This is a genomic window from Virgibacillus indicus (assembly GCF_002266285.1).
Taxonomy (GTDB): domain Bacteria; phylum Bacillota; class Bacilli; order Bacillales; family Amphibacillaceae; genus Virgibacillus_K; species Virgibacillus_K indicus.
On the sequence record NZ_NPMS01000006.1, the window covers coordinates 15,557 to 39,183 of the forward strand.

The 23,627-nt window shown below is 39.0% G+C and carries 21 protein-coding genes; 20 read left to right on the plus strand and 1 reads right to left on the minus strand.

What is annotated here, in order from left to right; all coding sequences use genetic code 11:
* The first annotated feature begins 188 nt into the window (after window positions 1-188).
* The 20 genes from CIL03_RS12800 (at window position 189) to CIL03_RS12895 (ending at window position 22,726) form a co-directional block, all read left to right on the plus strand.
* A complete protein-coding gene (locus CIL03_RS12800) occupies window positions 189-1,454 on the plus strand; it encodes an ABC transporter substrate-binding protein (protein ID WP_240508073.1) in 1,266 nt (421 codons plus the stop codon).
* A 31-nt stretch (window positions 1,455-1,485) separates the two neighbouring features.
* A complete protein-coding gene (iolE, locus tag CIL03_RS12805) occupies window positions 1,486-2,382 on the plus strand; it encodes a myo-inosose-2 dehydratase (RefSeq protein WP_094886267.1) in 897 nt (298 codons plus the stop codon).
* 189 nt (window positions 2,383-2,571) lie between these two features.
* The gene (locus CIL03_RS12810; RefSeq protein ID WP_094886268.1) at window positions 2,572-3,447 is read left to right on the plus strand and encodes a carbohydrate ABC transporter permease; all 876 of its coding nucleotides are present in this window, start codon (window positions 2,572-2,574) and stop codon (window positions 3,445-3,447) included.
* 61 nt (window positions 3,448-3,508) lie between these two features.
* The gene (locus CIL03_RS12815) at window positions 3,509-4,324 is read left to right on the plus strand and encodes a carbohydrate ABC transporter permease (RefSeq protein ID WP_094886269.1); all 816 of its coding nucleotides are present in this window, start codon (window positions 3,509-3,511) and stop codon (window positions 4,322-4,324) included.
* A 49-nt stretch (window positions 4,325-4,373) separates the two neighbouring features.
* On the plus strand, window positions 4,374-5,399 hold the full coding sequence (locus CIL03_RS12820; RefSeq protein ID WP_165767957.1) for a Gfo/Idh/MocA family protein: 1,026 nt from the start codon (window positions 4,374-4,376) through the stop codon (window positions 5,397-5,399).
* 33 nt (window positions 5,400-5,432) lie between these two features.
* The gene (locus tag CIL03_RS12825) at window positions 5,433-6,119 is read left to right on the plus strand and encodes a DUF4867 family protein (protein WP_094886457.1); all 687 of its coding nucleotides are present in this window, start codon (window positions 5,433-5,435) and stop codon (window positions 6,117-6,119) included.
* Window positions 6,119-7,336, plus strand: coding sequence for a Gfo/Idh/MocA family protein (locus CIL03_RS12830; protein WP_094886271.1), 1,218 nt, complete (start codon window positions 6,119-6,121; stop codon window positions 7,334-7,336). Before CIL03_RS12825 ends, CIL03_RS12830 begins: the two co-directional genes overlap by 1 nt.
* A 56-nt stretch (window positions 7,337-7,392) precedes the next feature.
* Complete coding sequence (locus tag CIL03_RS12835) at window positions 7,393-8,127, plus strand: GntR family transcriptional regulator (RefSeq protein WP_094886272.1); 735 nt, start codon at window positions 7,393-7,395, stop codon at window positions 8,125-8,127.
* A 38-nt stretch (window positions 8,128-8,165) separates the two neighbouring features.
* The gene (locus tag CIL03_RS12840; RefSeq protein ID WP_094886273.1) at window positions 8,166-9,134 is read left to right on the plus strand and encodes a sugar phosphate isomerase/epimerase family protein; all 969 of its coding nucleotides are present in this window, start codon (window positions 8,166-8,168) and stop codon (window positions 9,132-9,134) included.
* A gap of 72 nt (window positions 9,135-9,206) precedes the next feature.
* The gene (locus tag CIL03_RS12845) at window positions 9,207-10,637 is read left to right on the plus strand and encodes an NAD-dependent succinate-semialdehyde dehydrogenase (RefSeq protein ID WP_094886274.1); all 1,431 of its coding nucleotides are present in this window, start codon (window positions 9,207-9,209) and stop codon (window positions 10,635-10,637) included.
* A gap of 86 nt (window positions 10,638-10,723) precedes the next feature.
* Entirely contained in the window at window positions 10,724-11,950 is a 1,227-nt protein-coding gene (locus CIL03_RS12850; RefSeq protein ID WP_094886275.1) for a threonine synthase, read from the plus strand.
* A 175-nt stretch (window positions 11,951-12,125) separates the two neighbouring features.
* The gene (locus tag CIL03_RS12855; RefSeq protein WP_094886276.1) at window positions 12,126-13,277 is read left to right on the plus strand and encodes a YeiH family protein; all 1,152 of its coding nucleotides are present in this window, start codon (window positions 12,126-12,128) and stop codon (window positions 13,275-13,277) included.
* Window positions 13,278-13,309: 32 nt separating this feature from the next.
* Entirely contained in the window at window positions 13,310-14,494 is a 1,185-nt protein-coding gene (locus CIL03_RS12860) for a pyridoxal phosphate-dependent aminotransferase (RefSeq protein ID WP_094886277.1), read from the plus strand.
* A gap of 332 nt (window positions 14,495-14,826) precedes the next feature.
* The gene (locus CIL03_RS12865) at window positions 14,827-15,588 is read left to right on the plus strand and encodes a GntR family transcriptional regulator (RefSeq protein WP_094886278.1); all 762 of its coding nucleotides are present in this window, start codon (window positions 14,827-14,829) and stop codon (window positions 15,586-15,588) included.
* A gap of 45 nt (window positions 15,589-15,633) precedes the next feature.
* Window positions 15,634-17,247 carry an arylsulfatase gene (locus CIL03_RS12870; protein ID WP_094886279.1) on the plus strand — a complete coding sequence of 538 codons (1,614 nt, stop codon included), beginning with the start codon at window positions 15,634-15,636 and terminating at the stop codon, window positions 17,245-17,247.
* Window positions 17,248-17,547: 300 nt separating this feature from the next.
* Window positions 17,548-18,678 (plus strand): TRAP transporter substrate-binding protein, encoded by a 1,131-nt coding sequence (locus CIL03_RS12875; protein ID WP_094886280.1) that lies wholly within the window; start codon window positions 17,548-17,550, stop codon window positions 18,676-18,678.
* An 80-nt stretch (window positions 18,679-18,758) separates the two neighbouring features.
* Window positions 18,759-19,259 carry a TRAP transporter small permease gene (locus CIL03_RS12880; protein ID WP_094886281.1) on the plus strand — a complete coding sequence of 167 codons (501 nt, stop codon included), beginning with the start codon at window positions 18,759-18,761 and terminating at the stop codon, window positions 19,257-19,259.
* Between the two features lie 49 nt (window positions 19,260-19,308).
* Window positions 19,309-20,595 carry a TRAP transporter large permease gene (locus tag CIL03_RS12885; protein ID WP_165767958.1) on the plus strand — a complete coding sequence of 429 codons (1,287 nt, stop codon included), beginning with the start codon at window positions 19,309-19,311 and terminating at the stop codon, window positions 20,593-20,595.
* A 54-nt stretch (window positions 20,596-20,649) separates the two neighbouring features.
* Window positions 20,650-22,143 carry a glycerol kinase GlpK gene (gene glpK / locus CIL03_RS12890; protein ID WP_094886283.1) on the plus strand — a complete coding sequence of 498 codons (1,494 nt, stop codon included), beginning with the start codon at window positions 20,650-20,652 and terminating at the stop codon, window positions 22,141-22,143.
* Window positions 22,144-22,180: 37 nt separating this feature from the next.
* The gene (locus CIL03_RS12895) at window positions 22,181-22,726 is read left to right on the plus strand and encodes a glycerol-3-phosphate responsive antiterminator (RefSeq protein WP_094886284.1); all 546 of its coding nucleotides are present in this window, start codon (window positions 22,181-22,183) and stop codon (window positions 22,724-22,726) included.
* A gap of 91 nt (window positions 22,727-22,817) precedes the next feature.
* Here the strand turns inward: CIL03_RS12895 and CIL03_RS12900 are convergent, their stop codons facing one another.
* Window positions 22,818-23,600, minus strand: a complete 783-nt coding sequence (locus CIL03_RS12900) for a sulfite exporter TauE/SafE family protein (protein WP_094886285.1) — start codon at window positions 23,598-23,600, stop codon at window positions 22,818-22,820.
* Between the last annotated feature and the right edge of the window lie 27 nt (window positions 23,601-23,627).

Consider the following 23,627-nt stretch of genomic DNA (forward strand, 5'->3'; position numbering starts at 1 on the left):
TGGACTTTCATTAAAATCTCTCAGCCCTGCTGCAGGAGGAATGCTTATGTTAAATCTGTCAATTTTTGTATTATATTGCTGCTGGATAATTGGAAGAGAATTGACTCAACGTAAAGATATTACAGAATGACTTATTGGACAGGAAGTACTTAGCTGCATTATTAAAAATAGTAATGGGGGAGATAATTTTGTTAAAGAGATTCAGTTTTAGCGTACTTTTTATCCTGATGCTGGGTGCAGTTCTTGCAGCCTGCAGTGATGATTCTGAAGAGGCGAGCAGCGAAACTGGCGGAGGAGAAGAGGGAGAAACGACAATCAGCTTTATCCACTGGCGCGGTGAGGACACCGATTCATTCAATAAAATCATTGAAAATTTCGAAGCGGAATATCCGGATATCAATGTGAATATGAGTGCTTTTCCAAGTGATCAGTATGAATCGACATTACAGACGAAATTGAAAAATGGAGCATCTGGTGATGTGTTCGCAATGTTCCCGGGAGTTCAATTTGAAACAATTACAGGCGCAGGTCTTGCTGCAGATATTTCAGGTGAAGAATTTGTTTCAAGATTTATTGATCAGTATATAAGTGTTGGTGAAGCTGACGGCGCACAGTATGGCCTGCCGCTGCAGTTAGTTTTTAATATCCCTGTATATAACAAAACGATGTTTGATGAATATGGACTGGAACCGCCAAAAGACTGGGAAGGTTTCCTTGAAGTCAACAAAACACTAAAAGAAAATGGTGTGGAATATCCGATTGTATTTCCAGCCGCAGATAATGGCCAGGGGCAGTTCATGAACCCGATGATGATGAACAATGAACTTGACGAAGAGATTTGGGTGAAGGTCCAGGAAGGTGAGAGGAAAGTAACGGAGGACTGGTGGGTCAAGACATTAGAGCAGATCAAAGAACTGAATGATAATGGCTACTTTGGTCAGGACGCATTGGGCATCACCCAGGATGCTTCCGGTACAATCTTTGCACAGGAAAAGGCTGGGATGCTCGCAATGGGTTCCTATATGATGGCGCAGGTACATGATCAGAATCCGGATATGGAAATGGGGCTGCTTGCTCCAATTACAACATCCGAAGAGGATATGGTCTTTGAAGGGATCCATACGACAACTTTCATGCTTTCTGTGAATGAAGAATCTGATAAGAAAGAGGAAGCCAAAAAGTTCATTGAATTCCTGACACGTCCTGAGAGTGCTTCGATTTATGCAAATGACACCGGACAGATGCTTACATTGGAGGATGTCAACTACGAAAGTGAAGTATTGAAAGCACAGGAACCATGGACGCAAAAAAATACACGTTTTCAGCCTAGATATACGATTACAAACGGCCAGGTCCAAGATGCTGTCTTAGGCTCCATTGATTCCGTACTGACTGGGGTTGAACCAGCAGAAGCAGCGGAACAGGCACAGCAGATAATTGATCAATCATTATGATGAGTGTTTCGTATACGAGGAGGATATCTGTATGCAATTAGAAAATATCCCTTTCAAACTGGGGATACAGCCAATTGCTTGGATAAATCAGGGAATTCCAGAATTCCCTGATCTCTATTCAAGTGAAGAGATCATTCGTGAAATGGCTTCTTTAGGTTTTTCTGGTACTGAAATGAATCCAAAGTTCATGGAAGAGGATAACTTCGAGTCTATACTGGAAAATTACGGGATGGAGATAGCTTCACAGTGGAAATCAGTAACTTTTTCAGATGCCAGTTTGAGAGACTCTGAATTGACAGGTTTCAAGCAGCATGCTGATTTTTTGAATAAAATGGGCTGTAAAGCAGTGATTGTCTGTGAAATGGGCGGATCAGATCTGTCAATTCCACAAAGGAATTTTGTTGAGCCTCTTAATGAGGAACAATGGGATAGCCTGGTGAAAGGACTGGAGCTGGCTGGTGAATATTGTAATTCGCTTGGGATGGATCTGGTTTATCATCACCATGCAGCTACTGCAATAGAAACAGAGGGAGAAATTGGCAGGTTGATGGACATGACAGATCATCGATCAGTCAGTATGTTATTTGATACTGGCCATGCTTATTACGGAGGTGCTGATCCTTACGCGTTGCTTATGAAATATTTTGACAGAATAAAGTATGTTCATTTAAAAGATGTTAGAAAAGGTAAAATCGAGAATTGCTTAAGAAACAAAGAGAAATTTAAAGAAGGTGTCATGAATGGGATGTTTACCGTTCCTGGTGACGGAGATATCGACTTTGCACCAATATTAGAAATGCTAGTAATGAGAAAATATGATGGTTGGGCGCTGATTGAAGCGGAACAGCATCCTGAAAAAGCAAATCCGTATCGTTATTCAAAGTCCGCAAAAGAATATATCGAAAATTTGGTTCTGGCAATGGATTGAAAAAAAGATGCTTACTCTCCGCGTATAATCTATTGTTAGGAACAATCAGCAGCATACTGACTGCAGGGACTTCTGATTTATCAGGCAATGAAAACTTACATAGCAGAAAAAAATGGTGGGGTAAGATTTTTCTTGCTCCATCTCATTCAACAGTTAGTCTATTAAACTACTGACACTGAGGGGGATATCATGAGATTTAGTAAACGGCTTTATCTTTTTCTGATTCCAGGAGCTCTTCTTTACTTTACCTTTTTTATTTTGCCGACCCTGGGTGCATTTTTCTATTCCATCACTGACTGGGATGGAGCAAACCAGAACTTCAATTTTGTTGGACTGGCAAATTACATCGATTTGATCACGAATGATATTGTTTTCATGAAATCATTGGGGAACAACTTAAAGTTCTTATTGGCTGTTGTTATTTTTCAGACCATATTCTCATTGATTTTCGCATTGATTCTAATAAAAAATACCAAGACGAATATTTTCTTCCGGGCGTTATTTTTCTTTCCTACCATTCTGTCATCGGTTTCCGTTGCTTTTATCTGGTCATTTATCTATGCGCCATCCATTGGTATATTGAATCCATTTTTAGAAACGGTGGGATTAGGGGGGATAACACAGAGCTGGTTAGGAAACCCCGACATTGCCATATTTTCTTTAGCCTTTGTACAGATTTGGTTCCATACCGGGCAGGTTATGATTATATTCATTGCCGGATTGCAAAATGTGCCGAAGGAGCTTTATGAAGCTGCTACCGTTGATGGGGCGGGCAAGTGGCAGCGTTTCTCTAAGATCACCTGGCCGCTGATTGCACCTTCAACTACGATGGTTGTGGGGTATACAATCATCCAATCCTTTAAAGCGTTTGACTTAGTATATGCGATGACCGGCGGAGGCCCTGCCTTCTCTACAGAAATCCTGGTGACGTTCATTTATAATTCTGCATTCAGTCATTATCAATTTGGCTATGCATCAGCTGCATCTGTTATTTTGATGATTATTGTTGCTGGAATCACAATGATACAGTTTCGCCTTATCAATCGAAATAAGGTTGAACATTAATGTCTGGTCTGGATAACTGCAGAATAATACGTGTTACTACTATGTACATGGAGGTATGCTGATGTTTTCTTCTCTATCAAAAAGGACGCTCGTCATTTTATTTTCTTTATTAATCATTATCCCGGTCTCGATGGTTGTCATCACTACATTGAAAACAAGTGATTACTTCTATTTAAATCCAACCGGACTGCCTGATGCAGTGACATTTCAAAACTTCGTTGACATCGTAAAAGAAAATAATCTGCACGTCCACTTTTTAAACAGTTTGATTGTAACCATATCTACTATCTTTTTATGCCTGTTTGTTGCGAGCATGGTGTCTTTTGTCATTATGCGTTTGAAAGGCTGGAAAAGCGCATTGTTGTATGGTGTGTTCATTGTCGGTATGATGCTTCCTGCACAAGTGAACATGATTCCATTATATGGTGTTGTTGATGCTCTTGGTCTGCTGAACAGTTTAATCGGTCTTATTTTAGTCTCGACTACCAGCTTTATGCCGATTGTTGTGTTTATTGTGGCGGGATTCATGAAAACAATTCCGAGCAGTATGATTGAAGCAAGCACGATGGATGGAGCATCAGAGTGGCAGATATACCGGAAAGTTGCCCTGCCATTATCTGCACCGGCTATGGCGACAGCCGCGATATTCATTGGTGTGATGGTCTGGAACGATTTATTATATCCATTATTATTTGTAGCATCTCCGGATAAGAAGACCCTTCCGCTGTCTTTACTGGATTTCCAGGGGGAATATTTCACGAACTATCCGATGATTTTCTCAGGTGTGCTGATTGCGTCTCTCCCAATGATCATTTTATACATTTTCCTGCAGCGTTACTTTATTGAAGGAATGACGGCAGGTGCAAATAAAGGCTAATATTCAGATATGAAATTACACTTTACAGAATATGGAAAGGGTGAATGCATTGTTAAAAGTCGGAATGATCGGTATGGGAAGAATGGGAAATCATCATGGACAAAAGCTAAATGGGATAGATGATGTGGAAATTACTGCCACTTGTACATCACCTGTTCAAAACGTGCCATTATTAAATCAGCAAGAACCAAAATTGTATCATGATTGTGATGACATGCTGGAAAATGAAGAGCTGGATATTGTTTACATTTGCACACCAACTATGAGCCATGCGGAAATTGCAAAAAAGATAATCGATAAAAGGTTAAATTTATTTTTGGAAAAACCTTTAACAATGAATTTAATAGATGCCTGGGATCTTGTGACAAGAGTCAAGCAAACGGACATCATCTGTACAATAGGGTATATGTACAGATATAGAAATATTGTTAATAAAATGGAAAAAATGTTCAATAACAAACCAATTTCACTTTTAAACGGCTATTGGTATTGGACAGTCCCGCCTGTTAGTCATATAAAAGACAAGGATATCGGTGGTGGCCCTGTTGTAGACCAATTAACACATATTATTGATTTATGCAGGCTGTTTGCTGGAGAAGTTAAATCAGTAAATGCACGCTATACCTTAAATACAAGAAAAAATGAGTCTTTCAATAACTGGGATGGATATGTATTGAACCTAGAGTTCGAGAGTGGTGCGGTTGCCTCGCTTTCTGGGACATTATCATTATTTGAAGCGCTGGGAGAACAGTCGATGCTTGATAATGTCGTATTGGATGTTTTTGCAAAGGATTTATTTGGGAGATTTACTCCCAGTAAATTAACAATGTATACAGATGGTAAGATGGATATTTTTGAAGATTATACTGGTGAAATAAATGATGAATTTATAAAAGCTTGCCGTGAAAATAATGCGGATTTAATTAAATCTCCAATTGAAGAAGCAATGAAAACATTGGCAGTGACTCTGGCAGCAAACGCTTCTAATGAAACAGGAGAGACAATTGTAATGGATGATTTTTACAAGAAGGAATTAGGCTTTAATCCTTTTACTTCAGAGGTTGCTAAAAGTTAAGGCAGTTGAAGGGGGTTACTAACCTTGGTAAATATGCTGGAAGCGATGAGAAGTGTTAATGAGCATATTTCTTTATTGGAAGTTGCGGATAAAGAATTTAGTAAATATGGTAAAGTGCTGAAAGGTTTTGACGTTCACGAATTGACGGATTACATGAATAAAATTGATATACCTCAAAATGGGAATGTTTATATAGCTTCAGAAGAAAACATGGAAAGCTATCCGGTAAAAGAGATCCTTGAAAAACATGTTTATGGGGGAATGAATATCCAAATAGGTTATTGTAATGGAAAAAACAGTCACCTTAATGGTCTTGAGTACCATAAAGGCAGCGAAATAAACATTGCAATTACAGATCTGATACTAATTCTTGGAAGTGTAACCGACATAGAAAACAACACCTACGATACGAGCAAGGTTGAGGTATTCTATCTTCCAGCTGGAACAGCAGTGGAAATGTATCAGACTACACTTCATTTCTCTCCATGTAAAGTGAATGAAGCTGGTTTTAAATGTATCGTCATTTTACCAGCTGGCACGAATGAACCGTTAACTTATCGAGTCAATCGAATTGATGAAGAAGATGATCTGCTGTTTATGAGAAATAAGTGGCTGATCTGTCATCCTGATAGAAAGCAGTTAGTGGAAAATGGGGCATATCCAGGATTGACAGGAGAAAACGTACATGTAAATTACCTTGAAAAGGGAGAGATAGAATAATGCTGAAGTCCAAAAATAATGTAAAAGGTTTTTATGCAGGGGCGAAAAACTTAGGTGATTATTTATCTGAGAAAGACAGATATTTGTCGAAGAATGAAAAGCCGAAATATAAATTCAATATCATCGGAGCAGGTAATATTGGAAAAGAACATATAAATGTGACTATGATGGAAGGGAGAGGTACCGTCCACGGGATATACGATACGAGTGAAAAAAGTGCTTCAGTCACAAAGGAGATGTTCCAAGAATACTATCCGGGACATGGTCTTGTCGTATATAAAACGCTGGAAGAAGCATGCAGCGACACAGAGGTGGATGGACTGATCATCTGCACCCCGAACTTTACTCATATTGACATCTTAAAGGAAGCGCTAAAGACAGGAAAACATATTTTACTTGAAAAGCCGATGGCAACAACGGTAGCGGATGCATACGCGATCAAAGAGATGGCTGAATCCTACGGCAGTGTACTGCAAATAGGTTTGCAATACAGATATAAACCCATCTATGTAGAAGCTGTTCATGAAGCTTTGGAAAGAAAATCAGTTGGGGATTTGAAAACGATAAGTATCTTAGAGCATAGAATACCTTTTTTGGATAAAGTTGGACAATGGAATAAATTTTCGAAGTATTCAGGTGGCACGTTTATTGAAAAATGCTGTCATTATTTTGATTTATTCAACCTGTTTGCCCAGTCAAAACCTGTTGAAGTATATGCCACAGGAGGAGCGGCTGTAAATTTCACAGAATTTGAATATGAGGGCAATCCAAGCGATATCATTGATAATGCATTTGTAAATATAACCTACGAAAATGGGGTACGGGCTAATTTCAATCTTTGTATGTTTTCACCAATGTTTTATGAGGAATTAATCCTGTGCGGAGATGAGGGACGGCTGAAGGCTTCTGAAAGTGAGAATTTTTCTTCCCTCCCAGCCAACAGGAATCACCTTGAATTAATACGGGTGGATGGAGCACCTTCCAAGACGATGACCCCTGCCTATTCTGCAGAAATAGAGGCGAGTGGACATGGTGGCTCCAGCTATTATGAACAGGTTCACTTCATAAATAGTATTGAAGGAACAGAAGTTCAAACGGTTACAGCTGACGAAGGTTTCTGGTCTATCGTTGTGGGCTCAGCTGCGGAAGCGTCATTAAGAGAAGGAAAAGTGATAAATATAGAAGAGCATTTAGTCAATAATGGAATAATACTATAGCAATGCAATCTTGTGCTGCACCTACTTACTTATTTTGGGAAGGAACGAACGTAACTATGAATCATACAAAATTAAAACATGGGAGTCCTGCACCACTTTACCATCAGGTAAAAGACATACTGATTGCAAGAATATCGGAAGGGATTTGGAAACCTGGCGACCTGATACCAACAGAGACAGAACTGATGAAAGAGTTCGATGTCAGCCGGACCACCATCAGGCAGGCAATTACTGTCCTGGTCCAGGAAGGGCTGCTGGAAAAACAGCAGGGAAAAGGCACAACAATAAAATCATTGAAACTTACCGGTTCACTGGGAAGACTTACAGGGTTTGCTGAAGAAATCATGGAAAGAGGTTTTGTTCCAAAATCAAAATTGATCAAAGCAGAATTTAGAGACGACCTTTTCGTTCAAAAAAAGAAACTGCAGATCCCGGATGATGAAGAGATTTTGTGCATCCGGCGCATCAGATTCGCAAATGATGAACCGATTGCATTGGAGAAAACAAGCTGGCCGAAGCACATTGGAGAAGTTTTAATGAAACATGACCTGGACAGTGCGAAGTTTTATCAGATTCTAGAGGACAATAATATTTTTCTTAAACGTGCTGGTGAAACAATCTCGGCTGTAAACGCGACTCCATATGAAGCAGACTTGCTGGGAGTAAGTCCCGGTACCGCCTTGCTTGAAATGAACCGGTTAAGCTATGGAGTAGAAGATAAGCCTATTGAGTTCACTCAGACGAAATTCCGTTCAGATCTTTATCAATATAATGTGGATTTGCATAGGTAGTCTCTCAAAAAAGTATGTTCATACTGGAGGTAAGATAGATGAAACTCGGCGTATTCACAGTTTTATTCGCCAAAAAAACTTTTGAGGATATGTTGGATATCGTAAAAGACTCAGGCCTGGAATCAGTCGAAATCAGGACACGCAGAGATATCGATAATCCCCACTGTAATTTAGATGAACTGCTTGAGAATGAAGACAAGCGTAAAGAATATATGGAGGAAATCAACGCCAGAGGGTTGACCATCAGTGCACTCAGTTGTCACGGGAACCCGCTAGCGCCCAATAAGAAAGTTGCGGAACATGTCCATGATACGTTTATTAAAACTGTAAAACTGGCGCAGCTGCTTGATGTGCCTGTCGTTAATACATTTTCTGGTACGCCAGGAGCTCATGATGGGTCAACGTATTCTAATTGGCCTGTAACACCATGGCCAACGGAGTATACAGATATTTATAACTGGCAATGGGAGAAAAAGATTATTCCTTATTGGAAAGAACAAGGTGATTTTGCGGAGAGTCATGGTGTGAAAATTGGTCTGGAACTTCATGGCGGTTTTTCAGTCCATACGCCTTACACGATGCTCAAATTAAGAGATGCTACGAATCAGGTTATTGGTGCTAATCTGGATCCAAGTCATTTATGGTGGCAGGGAATAGATCCAGTAGCAGCAATCAGAATTTTAGGCGAAGAAAATGCGATCCATCATTTCCATGCGAAGGATACATATATCAATCAGGATAATGTAAATATGTATGGTTTAACTGATATGCAGTCTTATGGTGAAATAAAAACCAGGGCATGGACATTTCGATCTGTCGGCTGTGGACATAGTGTTCAAGAGTGGTCAGATATTATGAGTGCCTTAAGAACATATGGGTATGATCATGTAGTAAGCATAGAACATGAAGATCCGCTAATGTCTGTAGAAGAAGGATTTATGCGAGCTGTGACTAACTTAAAGTCTGTTTTGATTAAAGAACAGCCTGCGGATATGTGGTGGGTTTAAGTATCTGTCGCAGGATTCCAGTAACTGCATATAAAACGAATCAAAATTGATTAAAAAGGAGAGGTTTGCAACATGGGGATTAAGCAGTTGTATATAAATGGAGAATGGATAGACGCAGTCTCAGGTGAAACCTATGAAGTTACCAACCCCGCAACGGGGGAAGTAGTTTCTGAGGTAGCATATGGGGATGAAAGGGATGCAAAGAAAGCGATCGAGGCTGCAAACTTAGCTTTTGGATTCTGGTCCACAAGCAGTGTGAAAGAACGCTCTCTTTATTTGTATAAACTTTACAATATCTTGATGGAAGAAAAAGAGAGTTTGGCTAAGGCGATCACGCTTGAAATGGGAAAACCGATTAACGAATCACGCGGTGAAGTAAATATAGCTGCTGAATATGTTTTATGGTATGCGGAAGAAGCCAAACGAGTATACGGAGAAATCGTTCCCGCATCTACAACCAATAAACGTCTTCATGTAATCAAACAGCCTGTCGGTCCTGTTGCGGCAATCACACCATGGAACTTTCCAATTTCGATGTTAACCAGGAAATTAGCGCCTGCATTGGCTGCTGGCTGTACTGCAGTATTGAAGCCGGCTAGCTATACGCCAAACAGTGCCATAAAGCTGTTTGAATGCATAGAAAAGGCTGGATTCCCGAAAGGTGTAGTAAATCTGGTGATAGGAAAATCAGGTAGAATTGGTGATGAGTTTACAAATAATAAGTTAATCAGAAAAATTACTTTCACTGGTTCAACAGCTGTAGGGAAAAAGTTAATGGAAGCGGCCAGCAAACAGGTGAAGCGGGTTTCAATGGAACTGGGTGGACATGCACCGTTTATTGTATTTGAAGATGCTGATTTAGAAAAAGCTGCAAATGGAGTGATGATCAGTAAATATCGTAACTCTGGCCAGACCTGTATTTGCTTAAACCGTTTATACGTACACAGTTCTGTGAAAGAAAGATTCGAGAAAATTTTAAAAGAAAAGGTAAAACAATTAAAAGTTGGAAATGGAATGGATGAAACTTCAGAGGTTGGGCCGCTAGTGGATCAAAAGGCATATAAAAAAGTAGAAAGTCATGTTAAAGATGCTCTGGATAAAGGAGCAACTTTAATTACTGGCGGGGAATCTGCAAAAGAAGGAACATTATTTTATAAGCCGACCCTGCTTTCAAATGTAACAGAAGAAATGGCTATAACGGAAGAAGAAACCTTTGGTCCAGTTTGTCCAATCTATGAATTCGATACGGAAGAAGAAGCCATTCAAAAAGCCAATGATACGATATACGGACTTGCGGCGTATTACTATACCAAGGATCTTGGAAAAGCAATGCGTGTAGGTGAAAAACTTGAATATGGAATTATTGGTGTTAATGATGCTGTCCCTACCACGGTGCAGGCTCCGTTTGGGGGTATGAAAGAGAGCGGATCGGGACGGGAAGGCGGACATCAAGGGATAGAAGGATTTTTAGAGGAGAAGTTCTTATCTATAGATATTGAGTAATCCAGCAATTCATTTATTAACTGCTAACGATATGAAATATAGATGGATCAACAAAAGTTAAGATATAATTTACTAGGAGGAGAAAAATGAAGTTTAGTTATATATCTCATCTGTATTGTCCGAAGTGTTCAAATGAATACGAATCTGATACGGTTCAGAATTTATGTGAATGTGGTGCACCATTACTCGTTAAATATGATTTAAATACATTAGCTGATAATTGGAAGCCAAAAGATTTGGAAGGACGGAGCAACAATCTTTGGCGGTATCATGAATTATTGCCGTTAACGGATGATTCGAATATTGTGTCTATGGGCGAAGGAATGACACCTTTGATTGAGATGGATTCACTCAATACCCACATGGGGATAAACAATTTATATATGAAAGATGAAGGGATTATCCCTACAGGAACTTTTAAAGCCCGTGGTGCAGCTGTTGGTGTATCTAAAGCAAAAGAGTTAGGTGTTAAAGAATTGGCAATGCCGACAAATGGAAACGCTGGTGCAGCATGGTCGCTGTATGCAGCAAGAGCCGGAATTTCCTCTACAATCGTTATGCCTGTCGACGCTCCTAAGATTACCAGAAATGAATGTGCAATTTCTGGTTCCAATTTATACTTAGTGAATGGCCTGATTAGTGATGCTGGAAAAATAGTTGGAGAAGCTGTGAAAGAACATAATTTATACGATGTTTCTACTTTAAAAGAGCCATATCGCATTGAAGGAAAGAAAACAATGGGACTTGAAATAGCCGAGCAATTCAATTGGGAGGTTCCAGATGTTATCCTCTATCCTACTGGCGGCGGTGTCGGATTAATTGGAATTTATAAGGCATTAAAAGAATTACAGGAATTAGGGTGGATTAAGAAAGATAAAATACCGCGGCTGGTAGCGGTTCAATCAGAAGGCTGCGCACCGATTGTTAAGGCATGGGAAGAAGGAAAAACAGAATCAGAGTTTTGGAATGATTCGGAAACACTAGCGTTTGGCATAAATGTACCTAAGGCACTGGGAGACTTTTTAGTATTAAATGCTATTTATGAAACAGAAGGCTGTGCAGTATCAGTAAGTGATGAGGCTCTGCTGGAAGAACAGAAATTAATATCTCAAAAAGAGGGCCTTTTTGTATGCCCTGAGGGAGCAGCGGCATTCAATGCGGCACGTCAATTGCGCAATGATGGATGGATCAAGGAGGATGAAAAAGTAGTTGTACTTAACACAGGTGCAGGTATTAAATATCCGAACACGGTAAGCGTTGATGTTCCAACACTCGAACCAAATGAAAGGCTAAAACCAGCAGCGATAAAATAATTAATTTATTTACACATTTCTGCGTGGTATTAGTAACTGGGTTTGCGGAATGTGATCAATGGAAAAAACGCCATTTCCTTAGAAGGTATTTATAACTAAATTTCCTTTTAAGGTATGGCATTTTTATTTGGTTGAAATTATGGTTAAATCATTATATTTATTGAGGGGAAAATATATGAAGAAAAAGGGTATCTGGGGAAAATCAGGAACTTTAAATAATATCATACCAGGACTTTTAATTTGTTTTGTCGTTACGATGCTGGGTGTCTATCTGGCAGATTTAATTGGAGTTTTATTAGTAAAAGTTAATCTACTGCCAGCTGGAAGTGCCAGCCCAGTGTCAGGGATATTCGTTGCTATTTTAATAGGTATTATCATTCGAAATTCAATTGGCCTGCACGATATATTTCTGAAAGGGGTTAAATTCTCCTTAAAATATGCTTTGCGGGCAGGAATTATTTTATTAGGATTAAGGCTGAGTCTTGCTGAAGCCTTGAAGCTGGGAGCCTGGGGACTGCCGCTTATTGTTGCATGTATATCATGTGGACTATTTGTGACGTTATTTTTTACTAATAAAATGAATCAGTCGAAGCGGCTCGGAACATTAATTGCTGGAGGGACAGGAATTTGCGGGGTGACTGCAATTATGGCCATATCCCCAGTTATTAAAGCAAAGGATAATGAAATTTCATATGCAGTGGCAAATATTACGATATTTGGCTTAATCGGTATGCTGTTCTATCCATATTTAGCAAATGCTTTCTTTAGCGAAGAGCCAATTAAGGCTGGTTTATTTTTAGGTACAGCTATTCATGACACTGCACAGGTAACTGGTGCGGCACTTATTTACAGCCAAATGTATGATCTGGAAAAGGTGGTTGATGTAGCTACTGTTACGAAGCTGACCCGAAATCTGTTTATTATTGCCGTCATACCATTTGTCTCTTACCTTTTCTATAAAGGCACGAGAAGTAAAGAAAGTGAAAATGTAATTCCTAAATGGTATAAATTAGTGCCATTATTTGTGATAGGGTTTTTATTTCTTTCTCTTATAAGAACTGTTGGAGATATGACATTAACAAATACAGGTGCAGCTTATGGATTTCTTAATTCCTCAACCTGGGAAGGCTTTTATAGTTTTTGGAGTTCATTTGGCTCTACCTATATGTTGGGTTTAGCTATGGCAGGTGTAGGATTGTCAACAGACTTCAAAATTTTCAAAGGCCTTGGGATGAAGCCATTTTATATTGGATTGATTGCGGCGGTATCTGTTGGTTTGGTTAGTTTAACTCTGGTATCACTCTTTGGCCACTTAATCGTTATATAAAATTTACCTAAAAAATGGAAAGGCGGATTTTTATGGAATTAGCGAACAGAGTACAGGCTTTAACTCAATCATCAACTATAGCGATATCTTCTAAAGCTAAAAAGTTAAAAGATGCAGGACACGATGTCATTGGTTTGGGTTTTGGGGAACCTGACTTTAATACTCCAGAGCATATTATTGAGGCTGCGAAGGAAGCGATGGAGGCTGGATTGACTAAATACACTCCGGCTGGGGGAGTAATCGAACTAAAAAAGGCAATTATGAATAAATTCAAAAATGACCAAAATCTGGAGTACGATTTTGATGAAGTAATTGTTACTACCGGTGCAAAATATGCACTTTATGCCTTATTTCAAGTTCTTTTAAATGAAGGTGATGAAGTTATTATACCAACCCCATATTGGGTAAGCTATCCGGATCAGGTGACCCTTGCTAGTGGAATCCCTGTTTATATAACTGGTCTAGAAAAGAACGACTTTAAAATAACAAAGGAACAGCTGGAAAAAGTAATCACCTCTAAAACAAAAGCGTTAATTATCAACTCTCCCAGCAATCCAACAGGAATGATGTATACCAAACATGAATTAGCACAACTGGGGCAGGTCTGCCTAGAGCATAATGTATTAATCATTTCGGATGAAATATATGAAAAGCTTATTTATACTGATGATTTACATATATCTGTTGCTCAGTTGTCAGATCAATTAAAAAATCAAACTGTAATAATTAATGGAGTAAGTAAATCACATGCGATGACAGGTTGGCGTATTGGATATGCTGCAGGACCTCAAAAAATCATTAAAGCGATGACAAACCTTGCGTCACATGCAACTTCAAATCCAGCATCCATTTCTCAATATGCAGCGATAAGGGCATACGAGGATGGACAAAAGGATATCATTTCTAAAATGAATGAAGTTTTTAAAGAACGATTAAATACAATGTATGACCTATTAGTTGATATACCTGGTATTACTTGTGTGAAACCAAAAGGAGCTTTTTATTTATTTCTGAACGTAAAAGAGGCAGCCAATATGAATGGATTAGAGTCTGTTGATGACTGGGTCACTGCTTTGCTGGAAGAAGAAAAAGTTGCACTTGTCCCAGGTTCAGCTTTCGGATCACCGGACAATGTACGTTTATCGTATGCAACTTCGCTGGATTTATTGGAGGAAGCTGCAAGAAGAATTAAACGATTTGTTATGAAAAATATATGAAGAATTTGTATCGGTACAATACAACTTGAATACTACTTGAGAGAGCCGCCCAGGAGATTGAGAGATAACTGGTTGGCTCTTTTTTTAAATTCCAGCTGCTTCATTAAGGTTACTTATGATTCTCAGCTTATTGGAATCCCACCTGAACTCCCTCCGAAGAAACTGCTATCCAAATTGCCACGCATAACTATTTGTCATACCCTATAACGATTAAAAGTTAATAATAATTATTGAATTATTGATAATAGTTGTTATAATTATAGGACAATTCATAATACAACTTTTCATACAAACCTTTGAATGATTCAGAAAGAGAAAGGAAAGGTGGCTAAATGAATGAAAAAGTTAAAGAAGTCATAATGAACCCTATCGATTTCGATAGTGGCATTCCTCTTAAAATTCAACTGCGGGACATTATTCGCAATAAAGTAACTGCTAATGAGCTGGTAGATGAACACGGAAAACTCGCAACTGAACATGAATTGATGGAACAGTTCAATGTGAGCAGGGTGACAGTGCGCAGTGCCTTGCAAATGTTAGTTGATGAAGGAGTGATTGTAAGAAGAAGAGGAAGTGGAACCTTTCTAAGGACAAATCACCCTGAAAATTGGGTTGGCAGATTAATGGGATTTAGTGAAACACAAAAAGAATCGGGAATGGAACCTGGTGCGGAGGTTTTATTGAAAGGCAATACAAAAGGGCTGGATGTACACATAAGGGATAAGTTAAACGTTACTGAAGCCTGGCAGCTAAAGCGATTGCGTACAAGCGGCAACATACCTATTGCAATCGAGCATGCATTTTTTCCAACGGAATATCAAAATTATTTTGAGACAGAAAACCTGGCATCGCTGGCTGTCTACAAATATTTAGAAGAGAATAAGGGCATCTATCTGCAGGATGCAAGGCAGTTAATCAGTGCCATTAATGCAGATAAAGAAGAAGCTGGAATGCTGAAAATAAAAGAAAATGATGCGCTTTTATATTTAGAAAGAACAACTTATACAGAAAATAACAAGCCTGTGGAATTTTTAAAGGCAGTTTACCAGCCGGAATATTTTCAATATTTAATTAAATTATCCAGAAGAAACTAAAATAAACATTTAAGCAGGCTACATACAAAACTAGGAGGATCAGCAATGCAGAAAAAACCAAATGTATTATTAATTCTTAATGATGATATGGGGTATTCCGATATAGGATGTTTTGGCGGGGAAATAGAAACACCTAATTTAGATAAAATCGCCAATGATGGACTGAGCTATACACAATTTTATAATACAGCCCGCTGCAGCCCTTCAAGAGCATCTTTATTAACCGGGCTGCATCCGCACCAGACTGGGATTGGCATTTTAACTTATGACAGCGGCCCTGAAGGCTATCCAGGAGATTTGAATAATAAATGTGTCACAATTCCTGAGGTTTTAAAAGACAGCGGTTACAAAACATATATGTCAGGAAAATGGCATATAGCAAAAAGCTTGCGCGAGCCTTCTGGAAATTGGCCGCTGCAGCGCGGCTTTGACGAATTTTACGGGACAATAATTGGAGCAGGAGGCTTTTATGATCCGAATACTTTGACTCGCGGAAATGAAAATATTGAGCACGAACCAAAAGAGAATGAAGACTTTTATTATACGGATGCGATTAGTGATCAGGCAGTTGATTACATTAAAAAACATAAAAAAGAAAACCCAGACGAGCCATTTTTTCAGTATGTCGCTTATACCGCCCCACATTGGCCATTGCATGCAAAGGAAAAAGATATAGAAAAATATCGCGGAAGATTTGATGCAGGCTGGGATAAATTGAGAGAAGAAAGGTTAGAAAGATTGGTTGAAAAGGGAATAATCGATCCTTCCTGGAAATTGACAGATCGAGACCCGACACAGCCAGAATGGAATGATGCGGAGTATAAAGAATGGCTTTTAAGATGTATGGAGGTTTACGCGGCACAAATTGATAGCATGGATCAGGGAATTGGCCGGATTTTGGATTCGCTGGAAGAAACAGACCAGCTTGATAATACAATTATCATCTTCCTGTCAGACAACGGTGCTTGTGCAGAGGATATCCCTGAAGGTGTTGAGGTTGATGAACTGGTTAATAATTTAATGATTGCTAAATCACATACTCGAGATGGTGAAGAAGTACAGTTCGGCAATAATCCTTCAATCATGCCAGGACCTGAAAATACGTACCAGAGCTATGGAACAGCCTGGGCTAATTTGTCCAATACTCCATTTAGACTGTATAAGCATTGGGTGCATGAAGGTGGAATCTCTACACCATTAATCATTCACTGGCCGGAAGGAATTAAAAATAAAGGTGAATTACGACATATCCCCGGCCAGCTGCCGGATATCATGGCAACGATAGTAGATATCACCGGAGCAAAATATCCAGAGTCTTACAATGAAAAACAGATTTTGCCTTTAGAAGGTAAAAGTTTAAGTGACAGTTTTGAAAATGATTATGATGATCAAACGCCACTTTACTTTGAGCATGAAGGGAATGCAGCAGTCCGGATCGGCAAATGGAAGCTGGTAAGAAAATACCCGGAAGACTGGGAACTGTTTGATATGAAAAACGATCGTACAGAAATGAATGACTTAAAAGAAAAGTACCCTGAAAAAGTGAAAGAAATGGCTGCGATGTATGAGGAATGGGCAGAAAGATGCGGCGTTGTACCAAGAAAGAAAATCCTTGAATTGATGGAAGGTTCGAACAAGGCTTTTTGGGAAGATGAATAAAGCTTATTCATAATTAAAAAGGTGGTGATTTTTATTACACAACGAATCACTAGCTGCAGCGCAAATCGGAATGAAACTTAGATGAAATTACAAATCGGATGGAAGAAACAAACTACGGCCTCTAGATATCTCGCTACGTACAGCACGAAGGGACTTTTAATGGTCTGCATAATGGTAAATTGTGACAGCAATCATGCTGAGGTATGAAGCTCTGACCCACCTGAGAGTATTAAATGCACAGATGGGTTAGAAGTTAACTAATCTGAGGGCAGAAATTTAAATTAAAGGGGAGAAATTAAAATGTTGAAAAAAACATTAGGCTGCTTATTTATAATAGCCTTAATCAGCTTTTTGGCTGCTTGTGGTATAACGGAAGATGATGGTAATAATAATGACACAAATACTGATACTGACACTGGTGAAGCTGAAAGCGAAACAGAATCGAATACAGGCGAAGCGGAATATGCTTTTAAAATGGCGAATGTGCTTGCTGAGGAAGACATTTCCAGTTATTTGCTAAACAAATTTGCTGAATTAGCTAACGAGAAATCGGATGGCAGAATTCAAATCGATGTGCTGCATGGCGGGCAGCTTGGTTCTGGCGTAGAAACATTTGAGGCTGTGAAAAATGGGAATTTAGATATGGCGGCAGATTCATTTGCTAACCTGGCCTCCATAACTCCAGCTTTTGAAATATTCCATTTGCCATTTTTATTTGAGTCCAGACAACAGCTGTTGAATGCTACTCAAAGTGAAAAAATTAGAGAATTGGTCAATGAAGAAATAGCCGATATTAATTTGGAATGGATTTCAACAATCGAAATGGGCGGACCAAGGCAAGTAGGGACTTCCAAGAAGAAAATTGAATCAATGGATGATTTTCAAGGTATGAAATTCCGTGCTTCAAGATCCCCACTGGAAATTGCGAGTCAGGAAGCATGGGGAGCAAAAGGTGTTACGGTAGATTGGCCGGAAACTCCTGAAGCAGTAAGGCTTGGCATGGTAGACGGATTGACAGTGCCGTATGGGAGTTTCTACTCTGCCAAATTCCATGAAGGCGGATTAATCAAATATATGCTGGATCTTAATTTTCAAAATTATACTTCTGTAGTCGTAGTGGATAAAGAGCTTTGGGAGGGTTTGCCTGAAGATATTCGGAATACCCTGATTGAAGCTGAAAAAGAAGCGAAAGAATGGCATGTTGATTTTATGAGTGAGTATATAACAGAAAATATTCAGGAAATGAAAGCGGAAGGTGTGGAAATTTACTCCTTGCCTGAGGATGAATATGAAAAGGTTAAAGAAGTGACAAAAGAGAAAGTCTGGGAAGAGTTTGTAGGCCAGGAAGGAATGTCCCAGGAAAAACTGGATCTTATTATTGAAGAAATGGGCCCTGTCGGTGATGGCGGCTGGGGTTACGAAATAGATTAAGAGATTATAAAACTAATATTACTGGGAGACATGATGAGTATCAGTATTATGTTTCCCAGTAATTGGAGGTGCTTCTTGATATGGTTCCACAAAGTGGTTTTGGCTTGTATTTGAAAAAAGTAGATAACGTGCTGGGAAAAACTGTCCAAATCTTATGTGTCGCTTTACTGGCAATCATTGTTCTTACAATCTCCATTTCTATCACTACCAGGTTTGTATTTTTTAACCCTCTGAATTTTGCAGATGCATTGGCAAAATATTTAATGATCTGGATGTGTTTTTTGGGATCCGGGTTGGCAATAAGGGCTGGTGAACATATTGTTGTGGAGATGTTCAGAGATAGTTTAACTGAAAAAGGAAGAAAGAAATTAATTGTATTTATCGATATAGTTGTATCTGTTTTTCTGATAATTGTTATTTATAATGGGTTTATATTTGCATTCAGCGGACTGGGTTCCCATGATCCATTTGTATTTGGCATTAGTATGATAATCCCCTATTTATCAGTACCAATTGGATTCATATACATGTTGATACAATTAAACATTACTACTGCATTATCATTGCTCTCGAAAGAGTAAATTCAACTAGTATTCAGTTTTAGCAATGGTTGAAAAGGAGGTTGTTATTTTGGCGGTATTGATTTCATTTACTATATTGTTTTTAATTCTTATTGCTGTAAGTGTCCCTATTGGATTTGCTTTAGGAATTGCAACGCTTGTAGGCTTTGTTGCAACAGATGGCCCGCTTGATTTATTCGCTCAACGTCTTTGGACAGGATTAGATTCATTTTCATTAATTGCTATTCCTTTTTTTATACTGGCAGGTGAATTAATGGGCGGATCCGGTATTTTACAGAGATTACTCGACTTTGCAAAACTATTATTAGGTCGTATTAAAGGCTCATTATTATATATCAATATATTCGTCAGTATGTTGTTTGGTGGTATCAACGGTTCGGCAATCGCAGATACAAGTGCTGTTGGTTCGATGCTTATTCCGGGAACAAAAAAGGAATATAAAGATGGAGAGATAGTAGCTGCTGTAACTGCAACAAGTTCTGTGGTCGGGCCGATAATTCCGCCTAGTTTGCCTATGCTGATTTATGCATTTGCAGCAGCGAATGTTTCTGTAGCTGGTTTGTTTTTGGCTGGGATTGTGCCGGGGATTATTTTAGGTCTTTCCCTGATAGTCGTAACCTATATATTGCTTAGAAAAAAAGACTATCCTCAAGATAAAACAAAATATACATTTAAAGATGTGCTTATAATTTTAAGAAGGTTTTCCATAGCGGTAATTTTGCCTGTTATTATTGTAGTAGGTATTACAGCCGGAATTGTAACCCCAACTGAAGCTGGTTGTTTAGGAATTATTTACGCACTGGTAATTGGCTTTTTTGTCACGAAAGAGCTAACGATGAAGTCACTGTATGACGCATTATTAAGAACCGTAATTGTCACATCAATTGTAATGATTCTGATTTCTATTGGAAATGTAATGACATGGTGGATTTCTATTGAAGGTATCCCAACCATGGTCAGTTCGTTATTCCAGTCAATGACAAGCAGTGCTGTCGTATTCTTATTGTTAATGCTTGCTTTATATTTGTTCGTAGGTTTATTTATAGAACAGGCTGCTGCAATGATTATGCTGGTGCCAATATTTGCACCTATGGCTGTCAGCTATGGTATCGATCCAATTCATTTTGGACTATTTACTGTTATGGCGCTTGGTTTTGGACTCGTTACACCACCAGTCGGGTTATGTCTGTTTGTGGCAAGTACAATAGCCAAAGTACCTGTTCAAAGGGTTTTTGTGGTTTCTATTCCTTATTTGATAGCAATGTTTATTGTATTGTTAATGATGACTTTATTCCCGCCTATATATATGTGGGTTCCAAGACTCTTTGGATTCTAGAAGACTTCTTATATGAAAAAATTTTATTATAATGGTTTGAAGGTGAAATAGTTTATGGCTGAAGATTATATTTTATCACTGGACCAGGGCACGACAAGCTCACGGGCAATTTTATTCAATCAAAGAGGGAGAATCGTTGAGACTGCACAACAAGAGTTTGAGCAGTTTTTCCCTCAGCCTGGCTGGGTGGAACATGACGCCAATGAAATTTGGACTTCAGTTCTGGCATGTATTGCTGGTGTACTTCGGAAAGCGAATGTCACTCCTGCACAAATAGCTGGAATCGGCATCACAAACCAGCGGGAAACCACCGTTGTATGGGATAAAACTACAGGAAAGCCAATCTATAAAGCTATCGTTTGGCAGTCAAGACAGACAGATGATATTTGTAAAGAACTAAAGGAACAAGGGCATGAAAAATTATTTAGAGAAAAAACTGGCTTGTTATTGGACCCTTACTTTTCAGGAACAAAAGTAAAATGGATTTTGGACAACGTGAAAGGAGCCCGAGAAAAAGCCGAGCGTGGAGATCTTTTATTCGGAACAATTGATACATGGCTGGTATATAAGTTATCGGGACAGAAAGTTCATGTGACAGATTTTTCAAATGCATCCCGTACATTAATGTTTAATATTTACGACTTGAAATGGGATGAAGAATTATTAGAAATTTTATCCGTTCCAAAGAGTATGCTGCCAGAAGTACGTCAGTCTTCGGAAATATATGCACATACTGTTGATTATCATTTCTTCGGGCATGAGGTACCAATTGCAGGAATTGCTGGAGACCAGCAGGCAGCACTGTTTGGCCAGGCATGTTTTGAAGAGGGTATGGCAAAAAATACGTATGGTACTGGCTGTTTTATGCTGATGAATACTGGTGAAAAACCTGTAGCCTCTGAAAACGGTTTGTTGACGACGCTTGCTTGGAGTGTGGATGGTAAGGTAGAGTATGCGCTCGAGGGAAGTATTTTTGTGGCGGGATCTGCCATTCAATGGCTCAGAGATGGTTTGGAGCTTATTAGAACAACGCCGGAAAGTGAAGTCTTTGCGGGCAATGTTGAATCAACAGGAGGAGTCTATTTTGTACCTGCATTTGTCGGTTTAGGAACTCCATATTGGGACAGTGATGCAAGGGGAGCAGTATTCGGATTAACTCGCGGCACATCGAAGGAACATTTTATCCGTGCAGTACTGGAATCACTCGCTTATCAAACGAAAGATGTGCTGGAGGCAATGATCCATGATAGCGGGATTGAATTAAAATCGCTGCGGGTAGATGGAGGAGCGGTAAAAAATAACTTCCTTATGCAGTTTCAAAGCGATATGCTGGAAGTGCCTGTTGAACGCCCAGTTGTTCAGGAAACAACCGCATTAGGAGCGGCATATCTTGCGGGACTGGCGGTTGGTTTTTGGAAAAGTAAAGAAGAGATAGGCAGCTATTGGCAGCATGATAAAACCTTTAAAACTAAATTAAATGCTGGTAAGCAACAGGAATTATATGAAGGCTGGAAAAAAGCAGTAGAGGCCACACGAGTATTTAGATGAATTTTACAGTTTGTAATTAATTAAAAAGGAGAAAATCATGAATACACCAACAGGAATAATTCCTGCTGTTCGAAGGATGAAAGACTTAGAAAAGGCATTAGAATCACGACATGAATGGATTGTTATATTGGAATCAAGACTAGGTCAATTAAATGGGCTTGTAAAATATGTTAAAAAGGCGAAGAAGAAAGTACTTCTGCATATTGATTTGATAAAGGGTTTGAAAGCAGATGAATATGGAGTGGAATATTTAGCACATGAGATAAAACCAGATGGTATTGTTACTACAAGGGCAAGTGTTGTAGAGCTTGTGAAAAAGCGCAATATACTTGCTATTCAAAGGGTATTTCTTTTGGATAGCTTATCTTTGGAAAATAATATTAGAATCGGGAACCGGTATCAGCCGGATAGTATTGAGCTATTGCCAGGGAAAATTCCAGAAGTTATTGAAACGATTAGAGAGCAGACAGAAATTCCGATTATTGCCAGTGGTTTAATAACCACTGATGAAGATATAGAGTTGGCTCTTAAAGCAGGAGCAGCTGCAGTGTCAACCTCGACTAAAGAGTTGTGGCAGGTGTAATAGCTGGATAGAGATTAAGGACTTTAAACTGCTAATGCATAAATTGCATTAGCAGTTTGCGGTTTTTGTTTTAAACACGAAATTTTTACGTTTACTGAAAATACATCCTCACCCCAATAATAACCAATATAACAGACAGCATCTGCAGTATAACTTTACCTGGCAATTTTTGTGATAAAATCACACCGATATTTGCACCAATAATGACACCAGCTCCGCCAAAAACAACGGTTGTCCAGTCAATGTTTCCGTAGTAGAGCTGGGCAACGACGCCTACTGTGGAGTACAGGCATAATGAAAGAATTGATGTAGCAGCTGCTCGGTGCGTAGGTACTTTAAAAAGATAAATTAAGATTGGAACTAAAAGCCAGCCGCCTCCGATCCCGAGATAGCTTGACAGGACTCCCATAAGAAGCCCAAGCGGTATGAACCATTTATCACTTAATTCTTTGCTTTCCATAGGTGTGTTCTTCTCTGGCATTGGCTTTTTCTTTTTTAATTCAAGCGGTGAATTCTTGCTGAATAAAAAGATTCCAAGTGCAACTAATATGGTTGCAAAGATAACATAGAAGTATTGAGAAGAATATACTTCAAGCAGCCATACACCAAGCAATGCACCTGGGAGTGCACTTATTCCAATGGTCAGTGCTATTTTATAATTGATCTTTTTTTGTCTGGCATAGCCAAGCACACCAGTGAATGAATTAATCAAAACAATTACCAATCCGGAAGCGGCAGCGATGACCGGGTCCATATCCAAAAGTATCAACAATGCCGGAACAAAAATGAAACCGCCGCCTGCACCAACAATCGTGCCATAGCCGCCGGCAATAATTCCGATAACTAAAAGCAGGAGTCCTGACCATAAATCCATCTGTTTCCATCTCCTTTTCCATATATC

Coding starts and splice junctions, on each gene's coding strand:
- CIL03_RS12840 (WP_094886273.1), top strand. CDS start 8,166: ATGAAACTCGGCGTATTCACAGTTTTATTCGCCAAAAAAACTTTTGAG.
- CIL03_RS12875 (WP_094886280.1), top strand. CDS start 17,548: ATGTTGAAAAAAACATTAGGCTGCTTATTTATAATAGCCTTAATCAGC.
- CIL03_RS12870 (WP_094886279.1), top strand. CDS start 15,634: ATGCAGAAAAAACCAAATGTATTATTAATTCTTAATGATGATATGGGG.
- CIL03_RS12815 (WP_094886269.1), top strand. CDS start 3,509: ATGTTTTCTTCTCTATCAAAAAGGACGCTCGTCATTTTATTTTCTTTA.
- CIL03_RS12900 (WP_094886285.1), bottom strand. CDS start 23,600: ATGGATTTATGGTCAGGACTCCTGCTTTTAGTTATCGGAATTATTGCC.
- CIL03_RS12810 (WP_094886268.1), top strand. CDS start 2,572: ATGAGATTTAGTAAACGGCTTTATCTTTTTCTGATTCCAGGAGCTCTT.
- CIL03_RS12835 (WP_094886272.1), top strand. CDS start 7,393: ATGAATCATACAAAATTAAAACATGGGAGTCCTGCACCACTTTACCAT.
- CIL03_RS12855 (WP_094886276.1), top strand. CDS start 12,126: ATGAAGAAAAAGGGTATCTGGGGAAAATCAGGAACTTTAAATAATATC.
- CIL03_RS12850 (WP_094886275.1), top strand. CDS start 10,724: ATGAAGTTTAGTTATATATCTCATCTGTATTGTCCGAAGTGTTCAAAT.
- CIL03_RS12895 (WP_094886284.1), top strand. CDS start 22,181: ATGAATACACCAACAGGAATAATTCCTGCTGTTCGAAGGATGAAAGAC.
- CIL03_RS12880 (WP_094886281.1), top strand. CDS start 18,759: ATGGTTCCACAAAGTGGTTTTGGCTTGTATTTGAAAAAAGTAGATAAC.
- glpK (WP_094886283.1), top strand. CDS start 20,650: ATGGCTGAAGATTATATTTTATCACTGGACCAGGGCACGACAAGCTCA.
- CIL03_RS12830 (WP_094886271.1), top strand. CDS start 6,119: ATGCTGAAGTCCAAAAATAATGTAAAAGGTTTTTATGCAGGGGCGAAA.
- CIL03_RS12825 (WP_094886457.1), top strand. CDS start 5,433: ATGCTGGAAGCGATGAGAAGTGTTAATGAGCATATTTCTTTATTGGAA.
- CIL03_RS12845 (WP_094886274.1), top strand. CDS start 9,207: ATGGGGATTAAGCAGTTGTATATAAATGGAGAATGGATAGACGCAGTC.
- iolE (WP_094886267.1), top strand. CDS start 1,486: ATGCAATTAGAAAATATCCCTTTCAAACTGGGGATACAGCCAATTGCT.
- CIL03_RS12860 (WP_094886277.1), top strand. CDS start 13,310: ATGGAATTAGCGAACAGAGTACAGGCTTTAACTCAATCATCAACTATA.
- CIL03_RS12865 (WP_094886278.1), top strand. CDS start 14,827: ATGAATGAAAAAGTTAAAGAAGTCATAATGAACCCTATCGATTTCGAT.